We start from the raw sequence: 25,020 nt of genomic DNA, 5'->3' as shown, positions 1-25,020 counted from the left end.
CTGGGGCCATGCGGTTGACGGTCTTCTGGCAGCGGATGGCGGAACACTTCGGTCCGGGGTACGCCGACACCTTCGCGCGCGACCACGTCATGTCGGAGCTGGGCGAACGGACGGTGAACGAGGCACTGGACGCCGGCTGGGAGGCCAAGGACGTGTGGCGCGTGGTCTGCTCGGTCATGAACGTGCCGGGGGAGAAGCGCTGAGCGGCCACGAGGTCCGGGGCGGGCGACGGGCCGTCACCGGCGTGGGCGACACTTGGCCCGTGGCAGCCACTGACGACAACCCGACGGCCGACCGGCCCGCAGCGCTCCCGTTGGACACGACGCCGCCCGTCCGGCCCCCGGCCGACGGCGCCGCCGTCCCCAACGGCCGCATGCCGCGCTGGCTGCCGCGCGCCATGGTGCTGGCGCTCGCGCTCTTCGCCACCTTCCAGCTGGGCAGTTGGGCCTTCCACCAGCTGACCGGACTGCTGATCAACGTGCTGATCGCGTTCTTCCTGGCCCTCGCCGTCGAGCCCGCGGTCAGCTGGATGGCCGCCCACGGCCTGCGCCGCGGACTCGCCACCTTCCTCGTCTTCCTCGGCCTCACCGTCCTCGCGGCGGGCTTCGTCACCCTGCTCAGCTCCATGCTCGCCGGGCAGGTCATCAAGATGGTCGAGGGGTTCCCGGACTACCTGGACTCGGTCATCCGCTGGGTCAACCACACCTTCCACTCGCACCTCAGACGGGTGGACATCCAGGAGGGCCTGCTGCACTCCGACTGGCTGCGCAAGTACGCGCAGAACAGCGCGGCCGGAGTCCTCGACGTGTCCGCCCAGGTGCTCGGCGGGCTGTTCCAACTGCTGACGGTCGCGCTGTTCTCGTTCTACTTCGCCGCCGACGGCCCCCGGCTGCGCCGCGCCCTGTGCTCCGTCCTGCCGCCCGCGCGCCAGGCCGAGGTGCTGCGCGCCTGGGAGATCGCCGTCGACAAGACGGGCGGCTACCTCTACTCGCGCGGTCTCATGGCGCTGATCTCCGGGCTGGCCCACTACGTCCTGCTGCAGGTGCTGGACGTGCCGTACGCGTCCGTGCTCGGCGTCTGGGTGGGCCTCGTCTCGCAGTTCATCCCCACCATCGGCACCTATCTCGCGGGTGCACTGCCGATGCTGCTCGCCTTCACCACCAACCCCTGGTACGCGGTGTGGGTCCTGGCGTTCGTCGTGGTCTACCAGCAGTTCGAGAACTACGTGCTGCAGCCCAAGCTGACGTCCAGGAGCGTCGACATCCACCCTGCCGTCGCCTTCGGCTCGGTGATCGCGGGCACCGCGCTGCTGGGCGCGGTCGGCGCGCTCATCGCCATTCCGGCGGTCGCCACCCTGCAGGCGTTCCTGGGCGCGTACGTGAAGCGGTACGCCGTCACGGACGACCCCCGGGTGCACGGCCACCGCTCCCGCGGGCCGGGCGGCCCCGGGGCGCTCGTCCGGGTACGACGGCTGTGGCACCGGCGGCCCGGCACCGGGGAGACCTTCTAGGAGGGGGGATCCGGGTCCGGGCGCCGCGCCGGGCGCCGGCCGCGGGCGGCCTCCGGTGGCGCCCCTCAGGGGGAGACCGTGGGGGCGGGCGGGGTCCAGCGGCGGGTGGGGGCACCGCGCCGTCGACGCCGTAGTCCTTCCTGAGCTGCTCGGGGATGGCGTAGTGCATGACCCGGCCGCGGGTGAGGGACGACAGCTCGAGGACGGTCGTGAGGTGGCCGAGGCGGTCCAGGGCCCAGGCGCCGAGCGGGGAGCGGTCCTCGACGGACTCCAGGAGGCCGAGGAGGTGCGGGACGGCCCTGACGACGGTGTCCCACCGGGTGCGGGGCACCCCGAGCCAGTCCGCGCAGGTGTCGCCGACGAGGTGGCGGACGAGGGCGGAGACGACCGGGTCGAAGAAGGTACCGGGCACGACCTCCTCGTAGAGCTCGATGAGCTGCCGTGTCAGGTGCGCGCCCTCTTCGGACGGGCCCATGTGCCGGATCATGTACAGGTCCAGGAACCGGCGGGCCTCGTCGAGCGTCGCCGGGACGGCGTCCTGGTCGACGCCGAGCAGGGCACCGACCACGCGCCAGGCGTAGTAATAGGCCTGCGCCCCCTCCGTGGACATGTGGACGCCGAGGCGGTGCAGGCTGTCGAGCACGAGCAAGGAGAAGAACATCTGCCCGCCGATCATGTCCTCCTGGCAGATCGGCGTCCCGAGCGCCGCGGTGTCCCAGAGGTTCTCGCGCGCGAGGTGGTGGCGGATGGAGGCGTGCAGCAGGCGGACCTTCTGGGCGGCGGGGACGAACCGGCCGCCGGCCTCGAAGGCGTCGGGCTGCATCAGGTAGACGGTGAACTGGCCGGTCTCCGCCATCCGCTTGGACGGGTACTGCAGCGAGTGGGTGGCCGACAGCAGCTTCGCCACGTGCGGGACGACGTAGCAGGCGGGCATGGCGGCGAAGGAGAGCGCGGTGGAGATGTGCACGTTGTTGTCGATGAAGAACAGGCGCGCCTTCTCCATCTCCTCCCAGTCGACCCAGGCCGGCGGGACGCCCGTCGCCTCCAGGTACTCGCGGGCGACCTCGGGCAGCCCGTCCGGCAGGGGGGCGCCGGCGGTGGAGACGTAGCGCATCAGGCTGTTGAACGTGCCGACCTCCCCGCGTTCGAACAGGGTGGCGACGGTGGCGTCGGCGAGTTCGTCGCCGGCCTGTCGCAGGGCGTCCATCGATGCCTCACTGCGGGTCATGGCGGGGCTCCTTGTCCGGCACGGGCCGTGCGCGGCCGTCGGGTCGGGGCGGATGGCCGGGGCGCACGCGCGCGTACGCCCCGTGAGGTCAGGACGGGCGGACCGCCGCCGCACGGGCCAGCGCGGTCAGGGCGTCGGCGGCGGCCACGGGCAGGGCCAGTTCGTGGAGGGCGTCGAGCGACTCCTCGACCCGTGCGGTGATCATGTTCTCGACGCGGCCGGGCGCCCCGAGCCGGGACATCACCCGGCGCACGTCGTCCAGGCCGTCCCGGTCCAGGTCGCCGCGGCCCAGCAGGGCGCCCAGCCGCTCCCGCCCGGCCTCGTCCGAGATGCGCCAGGCCTCCGCCAGCAGGGCGGTGGGCCGGTGACCGCGTATGTCGTCGCCGTCGGACTTGCCGGTGCGCTCCGGGTCCCCGAACACGCCGAGCAGGTCGTCCCGCAACTGGAAGGCCTCACCCAGCGGCAGCCCGTAGGCGGAGTACCCCTCGCGCAGCCGCCGGCCGGCTCCGGCCAGGGTGCCGCCGATCAGCAGAGGCTGCTCGACGGTGTACTTGGCGGTCTTGTACCGGATCACCTTCAGCGACGCCACGGTGTCGGGGGCGGCTCCGGTGTGCAGGATCTCCAGGCATTCGCCCGCGATCAGCTCCCGGGCCAGCACCGACCACAGCGGACGGGCCCGGGCGAGGTAGGCGGCGGGCAGCCCGCTGGTGGCGAACAGCTCTCCGGCCAGTGCCATCAGCAGGTCCCCGACCAGCATCGCCAGCGATCTCGCGGCGGCACCGGTCCGCGGGTGCCCGGGCACGGCGCCGCGCAGGGCCCGGTGGGCGGTGGGCCGGCCGTGCCGCAGGGGACTGTCGTCGATGAGGTCGTCGTGGACGACGGCGGCGGCGTGCACCAGCTCCATGGAGGCCGCCGCCCGCAGCAGCGCCTCGCTGTCGGGCTGGCCGGCCGCCCGCCAGCCCCAGTAGCAGAACGCCGCCCGCAGGCGCTTGCCGTCCGCGACCGCCGCCTCCAGTTCCGCGGCCACCGGTCCCAGCACCGGGTCGACCGCGGCGAACCGCTCGGCCTCCTCGGTGACGAACCGGTGCAGGACCCGGTCGACCCGGGTCCTGAAGGCGGCCGGCTCCCACCGCTCACGCGTCATCGGCGGTCCGCCGCGCCAGGGTGTGCCGGGCGAGGACCTCCAGGTGGGCCGGGGGGACGGCCGCGTACCGGTCCAGCGCCAGCCGGCCGCGCGCCACCAGGTCCTGCTGGGCCTGGGCCGCCAGCTCCACGGTGTCCGAGCGGCGCAGCAGCCCCCGAACCGCCGCCACGGCCGAGCCCAGCACGCCCACGGCCAGATCGGCCGTCCCCGCCAGGAGGAGCACCACCTGCTCCTCCGTGCCTCCGCGGTGTTCCGCTCCCCGTGTCATCGCCTCTCCCTCCGGCACGTCCGGACGGCGGTGGTCACCAGCCGTGCCCCGAGCATCGCGGTGCGGCGGGTGCGGGAGGACGGGAACTCACGATCGGGTGAATGGGCCACTCGAGTGTGCGAATTTTTGCGTACTCGTTCGACGGCGCCGGCGGGCGGGTGGCGCCGCCGGCGCACACGGGCATCCCTGGCGCGGGAGGGTGTCCGGTGACCGCGTGGCGCGCTTGACATTAAAATCGAACATCTATTCTTATGAGGGTTCGGGCGAGGCTCCGGACGGGTGTTTGGGCACGGTTCGATAGGACGTGTCCCCAGTTGTCCACAGGCCGGGCCGACGTCGGGGCGCATTGTCAGTGGCAGGCGTTAGCGTCTTTGACGTGAAGCGATCGACTCAAGCAAACCGGGTGGAACCCATGGCAGGAACCGACCGCGAGAAGGCGCTCGACGCCGCGCTCGCACAGATTGAACGGCAATTCGGCAAGGGCGCGGTCATGCGCATGGGCGAGCGGTCGAGGGAGCCCATCGAGGTCATCCCGACCGGATCGACCGCCCTCGACGTCGCCCTCGGCGTCGGCGGCCTGCCGCGCGGCCGTGTCGTGGAGATCTACGGCCCGGAATCGTCCGGCAAGACGACCCTGACCCTGCACGCCGTGGCCAACGCCCAGAAGGCCGGCGGCCAGGTCGCCTTCGTGGACGCGGAGCACGCCCTCGACCCCGAGTACGCGCGCAAGCTCGGCGTCGACATCGACAACCTGATCCTCTCCCAGCCCGACAACGGCGAGCAGGCCCTGGAGATCGTGGACATGCTGGTCCGCTCCGGCGCCCTCGACCTCATCGTCATCGACTCCGTCGCCGCGCTCGTCCCGCGTGCGGAGATCGAGGGCGAGATGGGCGACAGCCACGTCGGTCTGCAGGCCCGTCTGATGAGCCAGGCCCTGCGGAAGATCACCAGCGCGCTCAACCAGTCGAAGACCACCGCCATCTTCATCAACCAGCTCCGCGAGAAGATCGGCGTGATGTTCGGCTCCCCGGAGACCACGACCGGTGGCCGCGCGCTGAAGTTCTACGCTTCGGTGCGCATCGACATCCGCCGCATCGAGACCCTGAAGGACGGCACGGAGGCGGTCGGCAACCGCACCCGCTGCAAGGTCGTCAAGAACAAGGTCGCCCCGCCCTTCAAGCAGGCGGAGTTCGACATCCTCTACGGCCAGGGCATCAGCCGCGAGGGCGGTCTGATCGACATGGGCGTGGAGCACGGCTTCGTCCGCAAGGCCGGCGCCTGGTACACGTACGAGGGCGACCAGCTCGGCCAGGGCAAGGAGAACGCGCGCAACTTCCTCAAGGACAACCCCGACCTGGCCAACGAGATCGAGAGGAAGATCAAGGAGAAGCTGGGCGTGGGCGTCCGGCCGGAGGAGCCCGTCGCCGAGCCGGGCGCGGACGCGGCGGTGACCGCTTCGGCCGCCGACGACGCCGCCAAGGCGGCGTCCGCCCCGGTCGCCGCCAAGGTCACCAAGCCCAAGGCCGCCGCAGCCAAGAGCTGACCGTGACACGACGAACCGACTGGGTCGGACACGAGTACGCCACCCACGGTGCTCCAGGGGGGAGGGGCACCGGGGACGACGGCGGCTCCGTCACGGCCGGTGGCGACGGGTCCGGGGAAGAGGGCTACGACGGACACGGCGAGCCCAGCGGGCGTGCCGGACACGAGGGCGGCGGCGCGCACCCGGGTGGCGAGCCCCACGGGGGAGGCGCTTCCGGTCGAGGCTCCCGGAGTGCCGGCGGACCGCGCGGCGGCCGGGCGCGCGGCCGTGGCCGCCGTCGGGGCGGCTTCGGAGAACCGTCCGGTGAGGACGAAGGCACCCCTTCCTCGTCGAGGGCCGAGCGGGGGGAGTCTTCAGGGGACCCGGCTGAGCGGGCGAGGGCCATCTGCCTGCGCCTGCTCACCGGGACCCCGCGCACCCGCAAACAGCTCGCGGACGCCCTGCGCGAGCGGGAGATCCCCGAGGACGCGGCCGAGGAGGTGCTGTCGCGGTTCGAGGAGGTCGGGCTGATCGACGACGGTGCCTTCGCGGACGCCTGGGTGGAGTCCCGGCACCACGGCCGGGGACTCGCCCGCCGCGCACTCGCCCGGGAGCTGCGCACCAAGGGCGTCGACGCGGCGCTGATCGACGAGGCCGTCGCCCGGCTCGACTCCGAGCAGGAGGAGGCGACCGCGCGGGAACTGGTCGACCGCAAGCTGCGGACCACCCGTGGCCTCGACCGCGACAAACGGCTGCGCCGCCTCGCCGGCATGCTCGCCCGCAAGGGCTACCCCGAGGGCATGGCCCTCCGCGTGGTCCGCCGGGCCCTGGAGGAAGAGGGCGAGGACACGGAGTTCCTGGAGGACGGGGGCTTCTGACGAGGGGCCGGGCCGTCGGGGCGCCCTCCTGGTGCGCGCCCGGAAGGGTCCGTGAGGTTTCTCCCGGCTGCGGTGTCGGCCGGTTCCCGGGCCCCGGGACGGAAACCCTTCACGTCGCAGTACTCGCGTAACCCGAAGAGCCCGGGCCGCCGCCCTCCCCGCCACCGGACCGTGCCTGGGGGCCGTCGCCCGGCCGAACACCGCCGGCACCGGTAGCGGGCGCTGAGAAGCGCTCCGCCGACAGCGGCTCCGCCGCGTTGTGCACCTTGCCCGCAGCGGTCCGTGACGACCGCCGCCCGGCACAGCCTCGCCGGGATCGCCGGGGCACGGATCCGCCCCGGCACAGAGGCGGCCTCCAACCGGCTCCGGCGTACCGCCCGGCCGGACGGCCGGGCAGGCGGACGCCGGCCGCACCCGCCCCCGGTCCGCTCAGCCCCCGGTCCGCTCCACCGGCAGGCCCTCCGAGCGCCACGCCTGAAAGCCGCCGGTCAGGTCGGTGGCGCGGTACAGGCCCAGTTGGTGGAGGGACGCCACCGCCAGGCTGGAGGCGTAGCCCTCGTTGCAGACGACCACGATGCGCAGGTCGTGGCCGGTGGCCTCGGGGATCCGGTGGCTGCCCTGCGGGTCCAGGCGCCACTCCAGTTCGTTGCGCTCGATGACCAGGGCGCCGGGGATCAGCCCGTCCCGCTCGCGCAGGGCCGCGTACCGGATGTCGACCAGCAGGGCCTCACCCGCCCGCGCGGCCTCGTGGGCCTCGCGCGCCCCGATGCGCCGGTAGCCCTCGCGTACTCGTTCCAGCAGCGTGTCGATGCCGACGGGCCGCTCCACCGTGCCGCTCACTGCCAGTCCTCCGGGCGCTCGACCTGCTCCAGGCGCAGCACCTGGCCGGTGCGACTGTAGCGACGCATCAGCGGCAGCGGCGGGTAGTAGGCGTGGACGGAGATCGCGTGTCGGTCGGGCGACTCGTTGAGCACCTCGTGCACGTGGTGGTGGCCGAAGGCCCGGCCCCGTCCGGAGGGCAGCCGGCGCTCGCGGTCGACGCCCTCGGCGAGTTCGAGGGTCCTCCAGCCGTCGCCGGGCAGCCGGACGGCCAGCGCGTTCTCCTTCAGCTCGCCCGCGGCGGTGAGGAAGGCGCCGACCGAGTCGGCGTGGTCGTGCCAGCCGGTTCCGGTGCCGGGCGGCCAGCCGATCAGCCAGGCCTCACTGCCGCCGGGGCCTTCGAGCCGCACCCAGGTGCGGCCCTCCGGGTCGAGCGGGAGGGAGGCGATCAGCTCGGTGTCGGCGGCCGTGCGCCGCACGAAGTCGAGGAGGTCCGCCTGGGTGGGGGCCGCGTCGGCGGCACCACCGAAGGCGGCGGGGGAGACAGAGGGGGAGACAGACACGTGCACCGTCCTGAGGAACGTTCGCCGAACGGGCGCGGGGGCGCCCGGGAAGAAGAGGGACGCGAAGTCAGCAGGACGGACGACACACGCAGCCCGCGTAGCGGACGAGGTCCATATGGACCCTCCGCCACAGGCGCACGCAGGTGTCGGTCATGATCGGGAGTACAGCACGGCGGCGAATCCCGGTCAACCCGTCGTCATCATGTGGACGGACGGTGAACGGGCTCACGGTCGGCGCGCTCCGGAACCGGCCTCCGCCTCCTCCGCCCGCACGGCGCCGGCACCGCCCAGCGTCGCCTCCGCCGCCGCGTACAGGTCGGCCGGGCGCACCCCGCCGAACGCGGTGACCAGGTGCCCGTCGGGACGCACCAGCAGCACGCTGTGCGCCGGCGCGCCCGGATACTCCTCCGCCACCAGCAGCTCGGCCGGGTGCGGCAGCGCGGTGACGGCGGCGGCGAGCCGGGGCATGACCCCGGCGGACATCCAGTGCTTGCGCTCCCACACTCCCGTGCCCGGCGCGATGAGGACGACCAGCAGCGCACCCCGGCCGAGCCGGTCGCGCAGCCGGACGAAGGAACCGTCCTCCGCCGTGACCCGTATGTCGGTGACCGGGGCGCCGATCGGGGTGTCGACCGGGATCTCCCCCTCCAGGGGCCCGGGCGAGAGCGGCGAGCCGGCGTACGTGCCCGGCGCGCCCAGCGGTCCGCGCCCCAGGTGACCGTCGGCCAGGAGCGCGTCGTGACCGCGGGTCGTGCCCGGGACGATCTGGCGCAGTCCGCCTCCGCCGCGCAGCACCGGCAGCGCCTGGTCGGCGGCGCGCAGCCGGGCGGCGATCACCGTGCGCCGCTCGGTCTGGTAGCTGTCCAGCAGCGCCTCGTGCGGGCCGTGGTGCCAGGCCGCGCCCAGCTTCCAGGCCAGGTTGTCGGCGTCCCGCAGGCCCTCGTCGAGTCCGTGGGTGCCGAGCGCGCCGAGCAGGTGGGCCGCGTCCCCGGCGAGGAAGACCCGGCCGGCCCGCCAGCGGCGGGCGAGCCGGTGGTGCACGGTGTGGACACCGGTGTCGAGGAGGTCGTACGCCGGTGTGGAGCCGTCCGTCCAGCCCGCGAGGGTCTCGCGGATCCGGGTCACCAGGATCTCGGGCGTGATCAGGTCGTTGCCCGGCGGCAGCAGCCAGTCCAGGCGCCAGGCACCGTCCGGGAGGGGGCGGGCGGTCACCTCCCGGGCCGAGGGTCCGGACTGCCGCCACGGCGGCATCCGGTGGAGCAACGCCCGTCCCTCCCAGGGGAGTTCCACGCGCAGTGTGGCGACCGCGTGCCGCTCCACCGTCGTGCGCCCCGGGAAGCGGATGTCCTGCAGCTTGCGGACGGTGGAGCGGGGGCCGTCGCAGCCGACCAGATAACTGCCCCGCCACCAGATGCCCTTCGGCCCGCGGGTGTGCGCGGAGACGCCGGACCGGTCCTGCTCGACCGAGTCGAGCCGGCCGTCCCGGGCGACCTCGACGAGCGGGTGGCCGGCGACGGCCGCGCGCAGGGCGGCCGCCAGGACGTGCTGGGCGATGTGCAGCGGCGCGGGACCGCTGCCGTCGAAGACGACCTCGTCCATCACCTGCCTGCGCCGCACGGACCGCCATCCGGCCCATCGCAGACCGTGGTCACCGAGTGCCACCCCGGTCAGCCGCTCCATCAGGGCGGCGGTGTCCTCGCGCAGGACGACGGTGCGCGCCGGGCGCGGTTCGTCCTGGCCGGAGCCCTCGTCGAGGAGGACGGTCGGCACCTCCTGGCGGGCCAGCGCCAGGGCGAGCGTGAGCCCGACGGGCCCCGCTCCCACGACGATCACCGGGTCCATGGCGCGGCGCCCCCTGCTCGCGGCGGTGTCCCGACGGCCGTGGGCGAACAGCAAGGTGAAGCGGGGTGCACGATCACACAACGTATGCAACCCATTGGCAGAGTATGCGTCAAGTGACCTGGGGCGGTGGCGATCATGCCACCGCCCCAGGATCACTCATACGACATGAACGGGGGTCAGACTCCGCTGCCCGCCCCGGTCGCCGCCGTACCCGCGATGTCCGTCACCGCCGAGGGCGGGACGACCGCGCCGGTCGACTTCCTGCGCCGCCGCAGCCGCCTCTCCAGCCAGCTCGCGAACGATGTCAGCGAGAAGTTGATGGCGACGTAGATCGCGGCCACGACCGTGAAGGAGGCGATGGTGTTGGCGCCGTAGTAGCCGCTCATCGTGTTGGCCGAGGCGAGCAGTTCGGAGAAGGTGAGGACCGCGCCGCCGAGCGCGGTGTCCTTCACGATCACGACGAGCTGGCTGACGATCGCCGGAAGCATCGCGGTCACCGCCTGCGGCAGCAGGATGAGCCGCATCACCTGCCCCTTGCGCAGGCCGATCGCCATGGCCGCCTCGGACTGGCCCTTCGGCAGGGAGAGGATGCCCGCGCGGGCGATCTCGGCGAGCACCGAGGCGTTGTACAGCACCAGGCCGGTGACGACCGCGTACAGCGGGCGGTCGTCGGAGCCCACGCCGGTGTACTCGGCGTACAGGGCGAGCCCGAAGATCATCAGGACCAGCACCGGGATGGCGCGGAAGAACTCCACCAGGACCGAGGCCGGCACGCGTACCCACGCGTGGTCGGAAAGGCGGGCGATGCCGAGGACCGCGCCCAGCGGCAGCGCGATGACCATGGCCGCCGCGGCGGCCTCCAGTGTGTTCCGCAGGCCGGGCCAGATGTACGTCGAGTACGCCTCGGTACCGCTGAAGAAGGGCTTCCACTTCTCCCAGGCGAGCTGGTCCTTGTCGTCGAGGGCCTGGTACACCCACCAGACCAGGGCCGCGAGAGCGACCAGGAAGACCACCGTGTACAGGACGTTGCGCCGCTTGGCCCGGGGCCCCTGGGCGTCGTACAGGACCGCACTCATCGCTTCACCGCCACCTTCTTGCCCACCCAGCCGAGGATCAGACCGGTCGGCAGCGTCAGGCAGCAGAACCCGAAGGCGACGACCGCGGAGATCAGCAGCAGCTGCGCCTCGTTCTCCACCATCTCCTTCATCACGTACGCCGCCTCCGCCACGCCGATCGCCGCCGCCACCGTCGTGTTCTTCGTCAACGCGATCAGCACGTTGGTCAAGGGCCCGACGGCGGCGCGGAAGGCCTGCGGCAGCACGACCAGGTTCAGCACCTGCGTGAAGCTCAGGCCGATGGCCCGGGCCGCCTCCGCCTGGCCGACCGGCACCGTGTTGATGCCGGAACGGATCGCCTCGCACACGAAGGCCGAGGTGTAGACGGTCAGGCCGAGCACGGCCAGCCGGAAGTTGACCGTCTTGAAGTCGTCCGAACCGAGACCGATGCCCAGGGTCTGGTTCAGGCCGAGCGAGGTGAACAGGATGATCACCGTCAGCGGGATGTTCCGCACGATGTTCACGTAGGCGGTGCCGAAACCGCGCATCAGCGGCACCGGGCCCACCCGCATGGCGGCCAGCGCGGTCCCCCAGACCAGGGAGCCCACGGCGGACAGCAGCGCGAGCTGAACCGTCGTCCAGAAGGCGCCCAGTACGTCGTAACCCTCAAGAAAGTCGAACACGATCTCCCGCGCTTCCGCGTGTAGGGATGCCCGGGTGCGCCGTCCTCACCAGCGGCGCACCCGAAGGGCGCTGCTTCAGCTCTTGACGTCGCCGATCTTCGGAGCGGGCTCGTTCCTGTAGCCGGCCGGGCCGAAGTTCTTGTCCACGGCCTTCTGCCAGGAACCGTCGGAGACCATCGCCTCCAGGGCCTTGTTGATCTTCGCCTTGAGGTCGCTGCCCTTCTTGACGCCGATGCCGTAGTTCTCGTTGGTCATCTTCAGGCCGCCGAGCTTGAACTTGCCCTTGAACTGGGCCTGGGAGGCGTAACCGGCGAGGATCGAGTCGTCGGTGGTCAGCGCGTCGATCGCCTTGTTCTGCACGCCGGTCAGGCACGCCGAGTACGTGGGGTACTCCTGGAGCTGCGCCTTGGGGGCCAGCTTGTCGTGCACGTTCTGCGCCGAGGTCGAGCTGGTGACCGAGCACAGCTTCTTCTTGTTCAGGTCCGACGGCGACTTGATGCTCGTGTCGTCGGCGCGGATCAGCACGTCCTGGTGGGCCAGCAGGTACGGGCCGGCGAAGTCGACCTTGTCCTCGCGTTCCGGCGTGATCGAGTAGGAGGCGGTGATGAAGTCGACGTCGCCGCGCTGCAGCATGGTCTCGCGGTCGGCGCTCTTCGACTCCTTCCACTCGATCCGGTCGGCGCCGTAACCGAGCTTCTTGGCGACGTAGGTGGCCACGTCGACGTCGAAGCCCGAGTAGCCCTGCGGGGTCTTCTGGCCGATGCCGGGCTGGTCGAACTTGATGCCGATGGAGATCTTCTCGCCCCCACCGGCGGAGCCGCCGCCGTCCTTGTCGCCGCCGCAGGCGGTGGCGGTCGCGGCGAGGGCGAGGACGGCGGCCGAGGCGGCGGTGACCTTGCGGAGCTTCATGGTGAACATCCTTTTCGTGGTGGGGAGCAGCGGTCCGTGCGCGACGGGACGGGCGGTCCCCGGTCGTGCGGGGCGGCGGGCGCCGTGCCGTCAGTGGTGAAGGATCTTCGAGAGGAAGTCCTTGGCCCGGTCGCTGCGCGGATTGCTGAAGAACTGGTCGGGCGCGGCCTCTTCGACGATGCGGCCGTCCGCCATGAAGACCACCCGGTTGGCGGCCGATCGTGCGAAGCCCATCTCGTGGGTGACGACGATCATCGTCATGCCCTCGCGCGCGAGCTGCTGCATGACCTCGAGGACCTCGTTGATCATCTCGGGGTCGAGGGCGGAGGTCGGCTCGTCGAAGAGCATGACCTTCGGGCCCATCGCCAGCGCCCGGGCGATCGCGACGCGCTGCTGCTGGCCACCGGAGAGCTGCGCGGGGTACTTGTCGGCCTGGGTGCCCACGCCGACGCGGTCCAGCAGGGCGCGGGCCTTCTCCTCGGCCTGCTTCCTGTCGGTCCTGCGGACCTTGACCTGGCCCAGCACGACGTTCTCGAGCACGGTCTTGTGCGCGAAGAGGTTGAAGGACTGGAAGACCATCCCGACGTCGGCGCGCAGCCGGGCCAGCTCCTTGCCCTCCTGGGGCAGGGGCCTGCCGTCGATCGTGATGGCGCCGGAGTCGATGGTCTCCAGGCGGTTGATGGTGCGGCACAGGGTCGACTTCCCGGACCCGGAGGGCCCGATGACGACCACGACCTCGCCGCGGGTGATCGTCAGGTCGATGTCCTGGAGCACGTGCAACGCGCCGAAGTGCTTGTTGACGCTCCTCAGGACGACCAGATCGCCGGATGCGGCCACGTCTTCCTTGGCCACCGATACTTCGGTCATCGCTCTCGCGCTCCGTCCTCCTCGGTTTGGGTGGACAGTAGTGAGGCCCGGTGACCAGCGTCATCACATCTGAGGTGAATCTGAGCATCACGATCCGGTAGCGGCCGGACACGGGTCGTAGCGCGTGCTCCCGGCGCGCGTATCGGCCGGGTAACGGAAGCGCCGGGCAACCGGAACCCCCTTGACGCCGTCCTGACCCATCGGCGTGACTGCTGCCAGCAGGACGGGAACGACGACCGTACGACCGCTGAACCGAAGGGGGCCGGGATGAGGCTGTTGCTCGTCGAGGACGACAACCACGTCGCCGCGGCCCTGTCCGCCGTCCTCGCGCGCCACGGCTTCGACGTCACCCACGCCCGCAGCGGCGAGGAAGCCCTCCGGGCGCTCGTCCCCGAGGGCGCCGGATTCGATGTGGTCCTGCTCGACCTGGGCCTGCCCGACCAGGACGGCTACGAGGTGTGCGGCAAGATCCGCAAGCGCACCAGCACCCCGGTGATCATGGTCACCGCCCGCTCCGACGTCCGCTCCCGCATCCACGGGCTCAACCTGGGCGCCGACGACTACGTGGTCAAGCCGTACGACACCGGGGAACTGCTCGCCCGGATCCACGCGGTCAGCCGGCGCACCGCGCACGAGGACGCCGCGAGCGGCGGCGGGAGCGCCCTGAACCTCGGCCCGGTGCGGATCGAGCTGCCCACCCGGCAGGTCAGCGTGGACGGTGCGGCCGTCCAGCTGACCCGCAAGGAGTTCGACCTGCTCGCCCTGCTCGCCCAGCGGCCCGGGGTCGTCTTCCGGCGGGAACAGATCATCAGCGAGGTGTGGCGCACCAGCTGGGAGGGGACCGGGCGCACCCTGGAGGTGCACGTCGCCTCCCTGCGCGCCAAGCTGCGCATGCCCGCGCTGATCGAGACCGTACGCGGCGTCGGCTACCGGCTCGTCGCCCCGGCCGGTTAGCGGGGCCGGGTGCGCACACGGCTCCTCCCGCTCCTGATCGTCCTGCTGGCGGCCGTCCTGCTGGCGCTGGGCCTGCCGCTGGCCGTCAGTGTGGCGGCCGCCCAGCAGCAGAGGGTCGTCGTCGACCGGATCGACGACACGGCGCGCTTCGCGGCGCTCGCGCAGTTCGTCACCGACGCGCCCGGCGGGTCCCGGCCCGCCGCCACGGACGAGCGCAGGCAGACCCTGCGCCGCGAACTGGACAGCTACTACGGCGTCTACGGCATTCGCGCGGGCGTCTTCTACCGCAACGGATCGGCGATGGCCAACGCGCCGGTCGACTGGTTCGTACCGCGCACCGGGGAGGTGCGCGAGGCGTTCGACGAGTCGCTGCTGAGCCGCCGCAGCCACGACCCGGAGCAGGTGTGGCCCTGGCGGCGCAGCCGGCTGGTCGTCGCCTCGCCGGTGATCCGGGACGGTGACGTCGTGGCGGTCGTGGTCACCGAGTCGCCCACCGGGCAGATGCGGTCGCGCACGCTGCGCGGCTGGCTGCTCATCGGGGCCGGCGAGGCGGCGGCGATGCTGCTCGCCGTCGGCGCCGCGCTGCGGCTGACCGGCTGGGTCCTGAAGCCGGTACGCGTCCTGGACGCCACCACCCACGACATAGCGACCGGCCGGCTGAAGTCCCGGGTCGCCGCGGCCGGCGGACCGCCGGAACTCAGGCGGCTGGCCCGGTCGTTCAACGAGATGGCGGACAACGTGGAGGACGTGCTGGAGCAGCAGCGCGCCTTCGTCGCCGACGCCTCGCACCAGTTGCGCAACCCGCTCTCGGCGCTGCTGCTGCGCATCGAGCTGCTTGCCCTCGAACTGCCCGAGGACAGTGAGGAGATCGCCTCGGTGCGCACCGAGGGCAAGCGCCTCGCGCAGGTGCTGGACGACCTGCTCGACCTGGCGCTGGCCGAGCACGCCGAGGCCGACCTGAGGCTCACCGACGTCGGCGCGCTCACCGGGGAGCGGGTGGCCGCCTGGTCACCGGCCGCCGCCGCGCAGGGCGTCACGCTGGCCGGCGACTGCCCGCCCACCACCGCCTGGGCCGACCCCATCACCCTGTCGAGCGCGCTGGACGCGGTGATCGACAACGCCGTGAAGTTCACCCCCGAGGGCGGCACGGTCGAGGTCGCCGTCGCCTCCGACGGCGACAGCTGCACGGTCGTGGTCACCGACACCGGCCCGGGACTGACGGAGGAGGAACTCGCGCGCGTGGGCGACCGGTTCTGGCGCAGCAACCGCCACCAGAACGTGAAGGGCTCGGGGCTGGGCCTGTCCATCACCCGCGCGCTGCTCGCGGCGGGCGGTGGCTCGATCTGCTACGCCCACCACGAACCGCAGGGGCTGCGGGTGACGGTGACGGTGCCGCGGCACGCGGAGACGGGCCGGGGTCCGGCACCGGACTGAGCCCGCCGACGGCGCCGCCGGCCGCGGCACGGCGGCGCCCGCGGCCGCACCGGCACGCGGGGCGGGGCGGGCTCACGGCTTCACCGACCGGTAGTACCGGCGGGCGCCCTCGTGCAGCGCGAGGGGGTCGGTGTAGATGGCGGTGCGCAGGTCGACCAGTTGCGCCGAGTGGACGTGGGCGCCGATGCCGTCACGGCTCCTGATCACGGTGTGGGTCACCCACTCGGTCAGCCGGGGGTCGACGTCCTCGCGGGTCACCAGCAGGTTGGACACCGCGATCGTCGGCACCGCCGAGCCGTGCTGCACGGCCGGGTACGCCGACTCGGGCATGTTGGTGGCCCGGTAGTAGCGGGCGCCCCGCCCGCCCGTGTGCAGCCGGGCGACGAGGTCGTCGCCGATCGGCACGAACCTGAAGGCGGACTTCCGCGCGAGCCCCGCCAGCCCCTTCGTGGGCAGTCCGCCCGACCAGAAGAAGGCGTCGATCCTGCCCTGTGCGAGCCGGGCGGGCCCGGTGTCGATGCCGTCCGCCACCGGGGTGATGTCCCGGTCCGGGTCGATGCCCGCGGCCCTGAGCACCCGGTGGGCGATCAGCCGCACCCCGGAGTCGGGCAGCCCGGTCGCCACCCGCTTGTGCCGCAGGTCGGCCACGCTGTCGATCGTCGAGCCGCGCGCCACGACGAGCTGCACGTAGTCGTCGTAGAGCCGGGCCACCCCGCGCAGCCCGCCCGCGCCGGGCCGGTGCGCCAGCGCGTACGTCTCCACGGCGTCGGCCGCCGCGATGGTGAAGTCGGCCCGCCCGGTCGCCACCCGCTGCACGTTCTCCTGCGAACCGGCGCTCTGCAGCAGCTTCACGCGCAGTCCGGGCATGTCCCTGCCCAGTTCGTTGCGCAGCCGCTCGGCGTACTCCTGGTAGACCCCGCGGGGGGTGCCCGTGCTGAAGACGATCGACCCGGTCGGCGGTTTCTCGCCCAGGGGCAGCAGCCACCACAGCAGCAGTCCGAGGACCACGGCACCGGCGGCCGCGCCCTGGAGCGCCCGGCGCCTGCCGGGGGAGGGGATCACCTGGGACATGCGGGCGATCCTGCCAGCCGGCACGGGGAACTGACCAGGAGCCGGGGACCCCGGGGCGCGGACGGCGGCGGGTGCGGCCGCGGCGGGCGCTGTCGGCGACGGCCGTTACAGTCGCCGTATGAGCTCTTCGCCCGCCCGTCTCGTCCGCGAGTTCCACCGCTCCTTCGGCCTCGACGCCCGCAGCACACCGGCCGAGGTGTCCCCGGAACTGGCCGCGCACCGCGGGGAGCTGCTCGCCGAGGAGGCCGCGGAGGCCGCCGAGGTGGCCGTCGGGGGCCCGCTGGACCGGCTCGCGCACGAGCTGGCGGACGTAGTGTACGTGGCGTACGGCACGGCCCTGGTGCACGGCATCGACCTCGACGAGGTGATCGCCGAGGTCCACCGCGCCAACATGAGCAAGCTGGGCCCCGACGGCCGGGCCGTCCGCCGGGCCGACGGCAAGGTCATGAAGGGCGAGCACTACCGCCCGCCGGACGTCTCGGCCGTCCTGCGCCGCCAGGGCTGGACACCGGGCGGCGCCTGACGTCCCGCCCGGGCCGGCCGCCCGCGGAGCCGGCCCGGCGGAGCCCGGACCCGGTGCCCGACGGCCACCGGGCACCGCCGGACGGCCCGGTCCCGACCGCAGCCTCCCCGTGTGCACCCCGTCGGCCGGGGCACACCGACGAGGTGCCGGCCACCGTCCGCCGCGCACGCCGCCGCGACCCGGCGGCCCGAGAACCGAGGAGACCGCCATGTCCAAGCCGCCGCTGCCGCCCGAGGCCGTGGAACTGCTGAGCCGGCCCAACCCCTGCGTGATGGCCACCGTGCGTTCGGACGGTGCCCCCGTCTCCACGCCCACCTGGTACGTGTGGGACGACGGCCGGGTGCTGATCAGCCTGGACGAGGGCCGCGTCCGCCTGAAACACCTGCGCCGCGACCCGCGCCTGACCCTCACCGTCCTGGCCGAGGACGACTGGTACACCCACGTCACCCTCATCGGCCGGGTGGTGGAGACCCACGGGGACGAGGGCCTGGCCGACATCGACCGCATCGCCCGCCACTACACCGGGGAGCCCTACCCGGACCGGGTCCGCGCCCGGGTCAGCGCCTGGATCGAGGTGGAGCGCTGGCACGGCTGGGGCGCCCTGAAGGACAGCGACCAGGCGTCCGTCTGAGGACACGCCTCCCGGTCCCCGGGTCCGCCCCTCGCCGCCGACGCCCGGTCGGGTCCTGCTGCTGCGCCGGTGCTCCCGCGAGGGCGGGACCGCCGGGCCCCGGCCGCCGCCGGCGCGCCCGGCCCGGCCGCCGGACGCCCCGGCCGGTTCCCCGGTGGCCGCCGCCGGCGCTGCCGGCTCGCCCCGCCCGGGAAACCGCCGTCGTCCCGCTCCGCGAACCCACCGGCGCCCTCGTCCCGGGCCGCGCCGTCGCGGTGGTCCCGCACGGCCCGACGGCCCGACGGCCGGCGGTCGCCACGCGGACACCGCCGTGGCGGTGGACGACGCCCGCGTCGTCACCCCGGGTCCGCCCCGCACCACCGCGGGCGCGGTACTCGTCGAGGAGCCCTTGCGGCCCGGACGCGGACGTCCCGCGCGCCCCGGGGCGCGGCCCCGGCCGTCGCCCGCGCGCCGAGGGCGCGGCACGGGGCGCCTGCCCCGTGCCGGACCCCGCCGGGAGGCTCCCGCAGCCGCCGCGCCGGCGGGGTCAGCCCCGCTTGGCCGGCCCGGAGGGCGCGCCCTCCCCCCGGGCGGCGTGCGCGTCGGCGGCGTTGAGGGCGGCCCGGACGCGGCGGTCGCTGATCCGCAGGGCGAGGGCGGCGGCGCAGAGGGTGAGGGCGGCCAGCGTGAGGAAGCCGGCGTGGTACGCGGCGGTGCCGACCGCTCCCGCCCGTGTGGTGGTGCCGAGCGCGCCGAGCAGCGTGCCGACCAGGGCGGTGCCGAAGGCGGCGGCGCCCTGGCGCTGCACGTTCAGCACGGTGGTGGCATCGCCCGTCCGGGCGGGCGGGATGGTGGCGAAGGCGGTGTTCTGGGCGCTCATGACGAGGTGGCCGACGCAGACGCCGAGCAGGTACAGCAGCGCGTGGAGGACCACGGGACTGGTGTCCGCGGTGAAGGTGGCCATGAGGGCCATCAGCAGTGCGGCCCCGGTGCCGCCCGCGGCCATCAGCCGGCGCGGGCCGATCCTGCCCTACAGGAGGGGGACGATCTGCGAGGCCGTCATCATGCCCAGCGCCTCCGGGAAGGTGGCCAGGCCCGACCGGAGGACGTCGTAGCCGAGGGCGGTCTGCAGGAAGAGCGGGTACAGGTACAGGACGCCCATGAACGCGGCGTTGATGGGCAGCAGGGCGAGCTGGGTGGTGCGGAACAACTGGTCCTGGGTGATCCGCAGGTCGATCATGGGGTGCTCGGCGCGCAGTTCCCACCGCACCATCGCGGCGAGCAGCACCAGGCCGCCCGCCAGGGGGACCAGGATGCCCGGGCTGCCCCAGCCCCGGTCCGGGGCCTCGGTCAGGGAGTAGAGGACGGCCGCCAGTCCGCCGCCGGCCAGGACGAACCCGGGCCCGTCGAAGCGGGGCGCGCCGCGGCCCGGGAAGTCGGGCAGGAACAGCACTCCGAAGAGCAGGGCGAGCGCTCCGATCGGCAGGTTGACCAGGAACACCCAGTGCCACGAGACGGAGTCCACCAGCCAGCCGCCCAGTACCGGCCCGAGCGCGGGGGCGACGGCCGTGGGCAGCATGATGTACTTCTGCGCCCGCAGCCGCTCGGCGAGCGGGAACGCCCGCAGCATCATCGTCATGCCGACCGGGGTGAGCAGACCGCCGGCCACGCCCTGCAGGATGCGGTACCCGGTGAGCGTGCCGAGCGAGCCGGCGGTGGCGCACAGCCCGGAGGCCACGGTGAACAGCAGCAGCGCGGCCAGCACGGTGCGCCGGGTGCCGAAGCGGTTGCCCAGCCAGCCCGAGGCCGGGATGAAGACCGCGAGCGCCACCAGGTAGCCGACGTTCACGGCGCTCAGCCCGGAGGCGTCCACACCGAAGTCGCGGCCCACGGTGGGCAGGGCCACGTTGACGATCGTCGTGTCCATGATCGCCATGAAGTTCGCGGCGACGAACACGACGGCGACGGCGGTCTTCACGGGGATGCGTCGACTGAATACCGGCGTGATCGCGGCGAATCTCCGATCCGGTGCCTGTGGTGAGCAATCCCAACGTACCGGTGGATGTGCGGACGAGCGTGACTGCCTGCGGGAACACGGGCCGCCGGCCACCGGCCCCGGCCGTCGTCCGCCCGGGGCCGGGCGGGCCTCCGGGCCGGGGGGCGGGTGGCGCTCGCCTACTCTTGAGCCATGACCAGCAGCAGCGACCGGAGTCCGGCAGTGGACGTTCACACCCCCAAGAGCTACGAGATCCGCACCTACGGGTGCCAGATGAACGTCCACGACTCCGAACGATTGTCCGGGCTGCTCGAAGAGGCGGGGTACGTGCGGGCGCCCGAGGGGGCGGACGGGGACGCGGACGTCGTCGTCTTCAACACCTGCGCCGTACGGGAGAACGCCGACAACCGGCTGTACGGCAATCTCGGCCGCCTCGCACCGAAGAAGGCCCGGCGGCCCGGGATGCAGATCGCGGTCGGCGGCTGCCTCGCGCAGAAGGACCGGGACGGCATCGTCAAGAAGGCGCCCTGGGTGGACGTCGTCTTCGGCACGCACAACATCGGCAAGCTGCCGGTGCTGCTGGAACGCGCGCGCGTCCAGGAGGAGGCCCAGGTCGAGATCGCCGAGTCGCTGGAGGCCTTCCCCTCCACGCTGCCCACCCGGCGCGAGAGCGCGTACGCCGCCTGGGTGTCGATCTCCGTCGGCTGCAACAACACCTGCACCTTCTGCATCGTCCCGGCCCTGCGCGGCAAGGAGAAGGACCGCCGCCCCGGCGACATCCTCGCCGAGGTCGAGGCGCTGGTCGCGGAGGGAGTCAGCGAGATCACGCTACTCGGGCAGAACGTCAACGCCTACGGCTCCGACATCGGCGACCGCGAGGCCTTCAGCAAGCTGCTGCGGGCCTGTGGCACCGTCGAGGGACTGGAGCGCGTCCGCTTCACCTCCCCGCACCCCCGTGACTTCACCGACGACGTGATCGAGGCGATGGCGCAGACGCCCAACGTCATGCCGCAGCTGCACATGCCGCTGCAGTCCGGGTCGGACACGGTGCTCAAGGCGATGCGCCGCTCCTACCGGCAGGAGCGCTACCTCGGGATCATCGGGAAGGTACGGGCCGCCATCCCGCACGCGGCGATCACCACCGACATCATCGTGGGCTTCCCCGGCGAGACCGAGGAGGACTTCGAGCAGACGCTGCACGTGGTGCGCGAGGCTCGGTTCGCCCAGGCGTTCACCTTCCAGTACTCCAAGCGGCCCGGCACCCCGGCCGCGACCATGGACAACCAGATCCCCAAGGAGGTCGTCCAGGCGCGCTACGAGCGGCTCGTCGCCCTCCAGGAGGAGATCTCCTGGGAGGAGAACAAGAAGCAGGTCGGCCGCACCCTGGAGCTGATGGTCGCCGAGGGCGAGGGACGCAAGGACGGCGCCACCCGCCGGCTGTCCGGCCGCGCCCCGGACAACCGGCTCGTCCACTTCACCAAGCCGGAGCAGGAGGTGCGCCCCGGCGACGTGGTCACCGTCGAGGTGACGTACGCCGCCCCGCACCACCTGCTCGCCGAGGGGCCGGTCCTCGCCGTGCGCCGCACGCGCGCCGGGGACGCGTGGGAGGAGCGCAGCACGGCAAAGGCCGCCAGGCCGGCCGGCGTCCTGCTCGGACTCCCGAGGATCGGCGTCCCCGAGCCGCTGCCGGCCGCGGCGACCGCCTGCGGCTGCGACTGAGCCCCGCCCCCGGCGCCGGCCGTCCCGGCCCCCGTCGTGAAGGCGGCGGCCGGAGCACGGGCGGAGGCCGGGGTGCGGGCCGGTCCGTCCGCACGGATGCCACGGTGCCGCCGTACGGGGTTACGCTGCCGGTCATGCTTGTCGCCGCCGCCGTCTGCCCCTGCCCGCCGCTGCTCGTGCCCGAGGTCGCCGCGGGCGCCGGACCCGAACTGGACGCCGCGCGCGCGGCCTGCGCCGACGCCCTGGGCGTGCTCGCCGCCGCCCGCCCGGACCGGCTCGTGGTCGTCGGACCCGCCGGACGCAGCGGGCGCGGATGGCACCCCCAGGGCGCTTCGGGCTCCTTCCGCGGCTTCGGTGTCGACCTCGGCGTACGGCTCGGCACGGCGACGGACACCGCTGCCGAGCGCGAGCTGCCGCCGTCGCTCGCCGTGGCCGCCTGGTTGCTGGAGCGGGTCGGCTGGGCGGGCGCCCCGGTCGAGGGACTCGGCGTCGGGGAACCGCTGGAACCCGCGCGGTGCATCGGGGTGGGCCGCGACGTCGCGGCCCGGGCCGACCGCGTGGCGCTGCTGGTGATGGGCGACGCCAGCGCCCGCCGCTCGCTCAAGGCACCGGGATACCTGGACGACCGCGCGGCGCCCTTCGACGCGGCGGTGGCCCGGGCGCTGGGCGCCGCGGACGTGGCCGCCGTCGAGGCGCTGGACGCCGAGCTGGCGTACGAGCTGAAGGCCTCCGGCCGCGCGCCCTGGCAGGTCCTCGCCGGAGCGGCCGAGGGTGCCGGGCTTGACGGCGCGCTGCTCTACGAGGACGCCCCCTACGGCGTCGGCTACCTGGTGGCCACCTGGTCCTAGCCCCCGCCGCCCGGAGGCGCCGCCCGCGCCGCGACGTCCCCGGCCCGCGCCCGGACGCACCGGCCCCGCCCGCGTGCACCCCGGCACGCGGACCGGCAGACGGCCGCGGAGCGCCGCGCTCCGCGGCCGTCCGCCGGTCCGCGCACCGTTCGGGGAGCCGGGGGCGGCGGGCCCCCGGGCCGGGGCCGTGCGGCCGCCGGCCTTCGGACCGTCCTCGTGCGCGAGGCGGTCCATCGCCTCCCCGGCCTTGCCCGTACCCGTGCGGATCGTGTCGGTGTACTCCGCCCCAGGTCCGCTCGTCGACGGGCCCCGGCCGCCTTGTCGGGGCCGTGCGGGCACTGTCGCCGTGCCGGCGCGCGAGGTCCGGCACCTCACCCCCGTCCGGGGCGGGCCCGGTCCCCGTGTCGTCCGGGAGACCCATGATCCCCCCTCCCGCGGGACACCCACGGCACCTACGTACGGGCGCCCTCACCGGTCTCGCTGTCGGCGGCCTCGTCCGCGGACTGCTGCTTGGGGATCTCGGCGCCCTCCGGCGCACCGGACGCGGCGCCCTCCGGCTCCGCCGCCCCGTCCGCGCGCCCGTCCCCCGCGCGCCCCTCCTCCACGCGCCCGTCCTCGGCCGCGTCCTCCGCCTGCTGCGCCTGCTGCGGATCCTCCGCCGTCCCGGCGTCCCCCGCCCCGGCGCCGTCCGGCGCCTGCTGCGCCTCCGACACTTCCGACGCCTCCGACGCCTCCGACTTCGACCTGCCGAAAAGCCGTGCAATAACGCCCATGTCCACTCCATACGGTACTCGTGCGGGGAAATCCCGCGCCGAACGGTGCGTCCGTTCGCACCGCCCGGGGCCACCGTCTTCCGCGACCGGCGGACGGCACCTCCCCCCGAGGGAAACGACCCGGGACCCGCGCCGTCACGTAACCCGTTCGAGGCGCCCTCGGGAGGTTTGCGAGACTGGTGCGGTGAGCAGCGCACCCTCCACCCCCCGCGTCATCGCCGTCGTCGGCCCCACCGCGGCCGGAAAGTCCGATCTGGGCGTCTTCCTGGCCCAGCGGCTCGGTGGGGAGGTCGTCAACGCCGACTCCATGCAGCTCTACCGGGGAATGGACATCGGCACCGCCAAGCTGACCCCCGAGGAGCGCGGCGGCGTCCCGCACCACCTGCTGGACATCTGGGACGTGACGGTCGCCGCCTCCGTCGCCGAGTACCAGAAACTGGCCCGCGCCCGGATCGACGCGCTGCTCGCCGAGGGGCGCTGGCCGATCCTGGTCGGCGGCTCCGGCCTGTACGTCCGCGGGGCCGTCGACAACCTGGAGTTCCCCGGCACGGACCCCGAGGTCAGGGCCCGCCTGGAGGAGGAGTTGACGCTGCGCGGCCCCGGAGCGCTGCACGCGCGCCTGGCCGCCGCCGACCCCGAGGCGGCCCGCGCGATCCTGCCCGGCAACGGCCGCCGCATCGTCCGGGCCCTGGAGGTGATCGAGATCACCGGGCAGCCCTTCACCGCCAACCTCCCCGGCCACGACTCCGTCTACGACACCCTCCAGATCGGCGTCGACGTCGCCCGTCCGGAACTCGACGAGCGCATCGCCCTCCGGGTCGACCGGATGTGGGAGGCGGGCCTGGTGGACGAGGTGCGCGCCCTGGAGGCGCACGGGCTGCGCGAGGGCCGCACGGCGTCGCGTGCGCTGGGCTACCAGCAGGTGCTCGCGGCGCTCGCCGGGGAGTGCAGCGACGCGGAGGCGAAGGCCGAGACCGTCCGTGCCACCAAACGCTTCGCGCGCCGTCAGGATTCGTGGTTCAGGCGCGATCCGCGGGTGCAGTGGCTCAGCGGGGCGGCCGCGGACCGCGGGGACCTTCCGGCGCTGGCTCTCGCGTTGGTCGAACGACCGGTTACAGCCTGATCACGTCATGGCATCGGGATGCGCCGCCGGTCAACGCGGCCTGTGACAGCGTGCCATCATCGTGCTTCGATCGACCAAGTGGAGTCCTAGTGGGGAGGGCGCGTGGCGATGGAGGCCGGCCCTCGTGACACCGCACAAAGTGCCGAGCACACCACCACCGGCGGCGGCGAACCGGAACAGGGCGAGGACCGTCTGACCGACGACGGTCCCGAGGAGCCCCCCGGTGGCGTGACGGCCGACGGACCGGAGCCCGAGGAGATGTACGCGGGCGGTCCGGAGGTCGAGGTCGAGCTGCGCCCGCAGCGGCGGCTGCGCATCTGGCAGATCGCGCCCATCGTCGCCCTGGCCGCGGGCGGCTCCCTGATGTTCGCCTTCCCGCTCGCCTTCGACTTCGGCGACAGCGGCGCGGTGATCGCCATGCTGGGGCTGCTGATCTGCTCCTGCGCCGCGGGCTGGGGCATGACGGCCGCCCGCCGGGTGGGCCATACCTGGCCGGGCCTGCCCGCGCGCGGCTCCGGCCGCCGCCCCGACTGGCGGGTCGTGCTCGCCTACGTGCTGCTGGTGGCCGTCGTCGCCGTCCTCGCCGTGTGGCGGGTGGCCCGCCTGCGCTGAGCCGGCCGCCGGCCCGCGCCGGCGCAGGCGGTGGTCCGGGTGCGCGCCGCCGCGACCGGCTCGTCCGTG

General features: G+C 73.5%; 26 protein-coding genes and 1 pseudogene. 12 read left to right on the top strand and 15 right to left on the bottom strand.

Going from position 1 to position 25,020, the window contains the following annotated elements; translation table 11 throughout:
* The first annotated feature begins 8 nt into the window (after positions 1-8).
* Together QQY24_RS08315 and QQY24_RS08310 are read left to right on the top strand one after the other, a co-directional pair.
* Positions 9-203, top strand: coding sequence for a DUF3046 domain-containing protein (locus tag QQY24_RS08315; protein ID WP_301972037.1), 195 nt, complete (start codon positions 9-11; stop codon positions 201-203).
* 59 nt (positions 204-262) lie between these two features.
* On the top strand, positions 263-1,510 hold the full coding sequence (locus QQY24_RS08310) for an AI-2E family transporter (RefSeq protein WP_301972036.1): 1,248 nt from the start codon (positions 263-265) through the stop codon (positions 1,508-1,510).
* Between the two features lie 65 nt (positions 1,511-1,575).
* Here QQY24_RS08310 and QQY24_RS08305 read toward each other — a convergent pair.
* From QQY24_RS08305 to QQY24_RS08295, 3 genes and pseudogenes are all read right to left on the bottom strand, one after another.
* Positions 1,576-2,738, bottom strand: a pseudogene (locus QQY24_RS08305) (oxygenase MpaB family protein).
* 88 nt (positions 2,739-2,826) lie between these two features.
* A complete protein-coding gene (locus tag QQY24_RS08300; protein ID WP_301972035.1) occupies positions 2,827-3,882 on the bottom strand; it encodes a polyprenyl synthetase family protein in 1,056 nt (351 codons plus the stop codon).
* Positions 3,872-4,150 carry a polyprenyl synthetase gene (locus tag QQY24_RS08295; protein ID WP_301972034.1) on the bottom strand — a complete coding sequence of 93 codons (279 nt, stop codon included), beginning with the start codon at positions 4,148-4,150 and terminating at the stop codon, positions 3,872-3,874. Before QQY24_RS08295 ends, QQY24_RS08300 begins: the two co-directional genes overlap by 11 nt.
* Positions 4,151-4,562: 412 nt before the next feature.
* Here QQY24_RS08295 and recA point away from each other — a divergent pair, with 412 nt between their 5' ends.
* Together recA and recX are read left to right on the top strand one after the other, a co-directional pair.
* Positions 4,563-5,693, top strand: a complete 1,131-nt coding sequence (gene recA, locus QQY24_RS08290) for a recombinase RecA (protein ID WP_301972033.1) — start codon at positions 4,563-4,565, stop codon at positions 5,691-5,693.
* Positions 5,694-5,695: 2 nt separating this feature from the next.
* Positions 5,696-6,550, top strand: coding sequence for a recombination regulator RecX (gene recX, locus QQY24_RS08285; protein WP_301972032.1), 855 nt, complete (start codon positions 5,696-5,698; stop codon positions 6,548-6,550).
* 429 nt (positions 6,551-6,979) lie between these two features.
* Here recX and QQY24_RS08280 read toward each other — a convergent pair whose 3' ends face one another.
* The 8 genes from QQY24_RS08280 to QQY24_RS08250 all read right to left on the bottom strand — a co-directional run bounded on the left by QQY24_RS08280 (position 6,980) and on the right by QQY24_RS08250 (position 13,288).
* Positions 6,980-7,390 (bottom strand): rhodanese-like domain-containing protein, encoded by a 411-nt coding sequence (locus tag QQY24_RS08280; RefSeq protein WP_301972031.1) that lies wholly within the window; start codon positions 7,388-7,390, stop codon positions 6,980-6,982.
* Positions 7,387-7,932 carry a cysteine dioxygenase gene (locus tag QQY24_RS08275; RefSeq protein WP_301972030.1) on the bottom strand — a complete coding sequence of 182 codons (546 nt, stop codon included), beginning with the start codon at positions 7,930-7,932 and terminating at the stop codon, positions 7,387-7,389. Before QQY24_RS08275 ends, QQY24_RS08280 begins: the two co-directional genes overlap by 4 nt.
* A gap of 67 nt (positions 7,933-7,999) precedes the next feature.
* Positions 8,000-8,086, bottom strand: a complete 87-nt coding sequence (locus QQY24_RS34720) for a putative leader peptide (protein ID WP_313960178.1) — start codon at positions 8,084-8,086, stop codon at positions 8,000-8,002.
* 71 nt (positions 8,087-8,157) lie between these two features.
* On the bottom strand, positions 8,158-9,774 hold the full coding sequence (locus tag QQY24_RS08270) for an FAD-dependent monooxygenase (protein ID WP_301976175.1): 1,617 nt from the start codon (positions 9,772-9,774) through the stop codon (positions 8,158-8,160).
* A 176-nt stretch (positions 9,775-9,950) separates the two neighbouring features.
* Complete coding sequence (locus QQY24_RS08265) at positions 9,951-10,850, bottom strand: amino acid ABC transporter permease (RefSeq protein ID WP_301972029.1); 900 nt, start codon at positions 10,848-10,850, stop codon at positions 9,951-9,953.
* A complete protein-coding gene (locus QQY24_RS08260) occupies positions 10,847-11,512 on the bottom strand; it encodes an amino acid ABC transporter permease (RefSeq protein WP_301972028.1) in 666 nt (221 codons plus the stop codon). Before QQY24_RS08260 ends, QQY24_RS08265 begins: the two co-directional genes overlap by 4 nt.
* Before the next feature lie 75 nt (positions 11,513-11,587).
* Positions 11,588-12,421 (bottom strand): glutamate ABC transporter substrate-binding protein, encoded by an 834-nt coding sequence (locus tag QQY24_RS08255; RefSeq protein WP_301972027.1) that lies wholly within the window; start codon positions 12,419-12,421, stop codon positions 11,588-11,590.
* A 90-nt stretch (positions 12,422-12,511) separates the two neighbouring features.
* Positions 12,512-13,288 (bottom strand): amino acid ABC transporter ATP-binding protein, encoded by a 777-nt coding sequence (locus tag QQY24_RS08250; protein WP_301972026.1) that lies wholly within the window; start codon positions 13,286-13,288, stop codon positions 12,512-12,514.
* A gap of 267 nt (positions 13,289-13,555) precedes the next feature.
* Here QQY24_RS08250 and QQY24_RS08245 point away from each other — a divergent pair, with 267 nt between their 5' ends.
* Both QQY24_RS08245 and QQY24_RS08240 read left to right on the top strand, forming a co-directional pair.
* Complete coding sequence (locus QQY24_RS08245; protein WP_301972025.1) at positions 13,556-14,242, top strand: response regulator transcription factor; 687 nt, start codon at positions 13,556-13,558, stop codon at positions 14,240-14,242.
* Between the two features lie 9 nt (positions 14,243-14,251).
* Positions 14,252-15,676 carry a HAMP domain-containing sensor histidine kinase gene (locus QQY24_RS08240; protein WP_301972024.1) on the top strand — a complete coding sequence of 475 codons (1,425 nt, stop codon included), beginning with the start codon at positions 14,252-14,254 and terminating at the stop codon, positions 15,674-15,676.
* Positions 15,677-15,748: 72 nt separating this feature from the next.
* On the opposite strand, the gene QQY24_RS08235 is transcribed toward QQY24_RS08240, so the two are convergent.
* Positions 15,749-16,747: a TAXI family TRAP transporter solute-binding subunit gene (locus QQY24_RS08235; RefSeq protein ID WP_301972023.1), complete on the bottom strand. Its 999-nt coding sequence runs from the start codon at positions 16,745-16,747 to the stop codon at positions 15,749-15,751.
* 118 nt (positions 16,748-16,865) lie between these two features.
* Between QQY24_RS08235 and QQY24_RS08230 the strand changes: the two genes are divergently transcribed.
* Complete coding sequence (locus tag QQY24_RS08230; RefSeq protein ID WP_301972022.1) at positions 16,866-17,270, top strand: MazG nucleotide pyrophosphohydrolase domain-containing protein; 405 nt, start codon at positions 16,866-16,868, stop codon at positions 17,268-17,270.
* A 208-nt stretch (positions 17,271-17,478) separates the two neighbouring features.
* Positions 17,479-17,901: a PPOX class F420-dependent oxidoreductase gene (locus QQY24_RS08225; RefSeq protein WP_301972021.1), complete on the top strand. Its 423-nt coding sequence runs from the start codon at positions 17,479-17,481 to the stop codon at positions 17,899-17,901.
* A gap of 526 nt (positions 17,902-18,427) precedes the next feature.
* Here QQY24_RS08225 and QQY24_RS08220 read toward each other — a convergent pair.
* Complete coding sequence (locus tag QQY24_RS08220; protein WP_367658044.1) at positions 18,428-18,904, bottom strand: hypothetical protein; 477 nt, start codon at positions 18,902-18,904, stop codon at positions 18,428-18,430.
* Positions 18,905-18,910: 6 nt separating this feature from the next.
* A complete protein-coding gene (locus tag QQY24_RS08215) occupies positions 18,911-19,858 on the bottom strand; it encodes a DHA2 family efflux MFS transporter permease subunit (RefSeq protein ID WP_301972019.1) in 948 nt (315 codons plus the stop codon).
* Between the two features lie 210 nt (positions 19,859-20,068).
* Here QQY24_RS08215 and miaB point away from each other — a divergent pair, with 210 nt between their 5' ends.
* Together miaB and QQY24_RS08205 are read left to right on the top strand one after the other, a co-directional pair.
* Positions 20,069-21,595 (top strand): tRNA (N6-isopentenyl adenosine(37)-C2)-methylthiotransferase MiaB, encoded by a 1,527-nt coding sequence (miaB, locus tag QQY24_RS08210; protein WP_301972018.1) that lies wholly within the window; start codon positions 20,069-20,071, stop codon positions 21,593-21,595.
* 134 nt (positions 21,596-21,729) lie between these two features.
* A complete protein-coding gene (locus QQY24_RS08205; RefSeq protein ID WP_301972017.1) occupies positions 21,730-22,443 on the top strand; it encodes a class III extradiol dioxygenase subunit B-like domain-containing protein in 714 nt (237 codons plus the stop codon).
* A 452-nt stretch (positions 22,444-22,895) separates the two neighbouring features.
* Here the strand turns inward: QQY24_RS08205 and QQY24_RS08200 are convergent, their stop codons facing one another.
* Positions 22,896-23,216 (bottom strand): hypothetical protein, encoded by a 321-nt coding sequence (locus QQY24_RS08200; protein ID WP_301972016.1) that lies wholly within the window; start codon positions 23,214-23,216, stop codon positions 22,896-22,898.
* Positions 23,217-23,400: 184 nt separating this feature from the next.
* On the opposite strand from QQY24_RS08200, the gene miaA reads away from it, so the two are divergent.
* Together miaA and QQY24_RS08190 are read left to right on the top strand one after the other, a co-directional pair.
* The gene (miaA, locus tag QQY24_RS08195; RefSeq protein ID WP_301972015.1) at positions 23,401-24,339 is read left to right on the top strand and encodes a tRNA (adenosine(37)-N6)-dimethylallyltransferase MiaA; all 939 of its coding nucleotides are present in this window, start codon (positions 23,401-23,403) and stop codon (positions 24,337-24,339) included.
* A 108-nt stretch (positions 24,340-24,447) separates the two neighbouring features.
* On the top strand, positions 24,448-24,951 hold the full coding sequence (locus QQY24_RS08190) for a hypothetical protein (RefSeq protein WP_301976174.1): 504 nt from the start codon (positions 24,448-24,450) through the stop codon (positions 24,949-24,951).
* Positions 24,952-25,020 lie beyond the last annotated feature (69 nt).

The organism is Streptomyces sp. TG1A-8 (assembly GCF_030499535.1).
Lineage (GTDB): Bacteria > Actinomycetota > Actinomycetes > Streptomycetales > Streptomycetaceae > Streptomyces.
The sequence above is the reverse complement of the archived record's forward strand: the minus strand, read 5'-3'. Positions and strand labels throughout refer to the sequence as shown.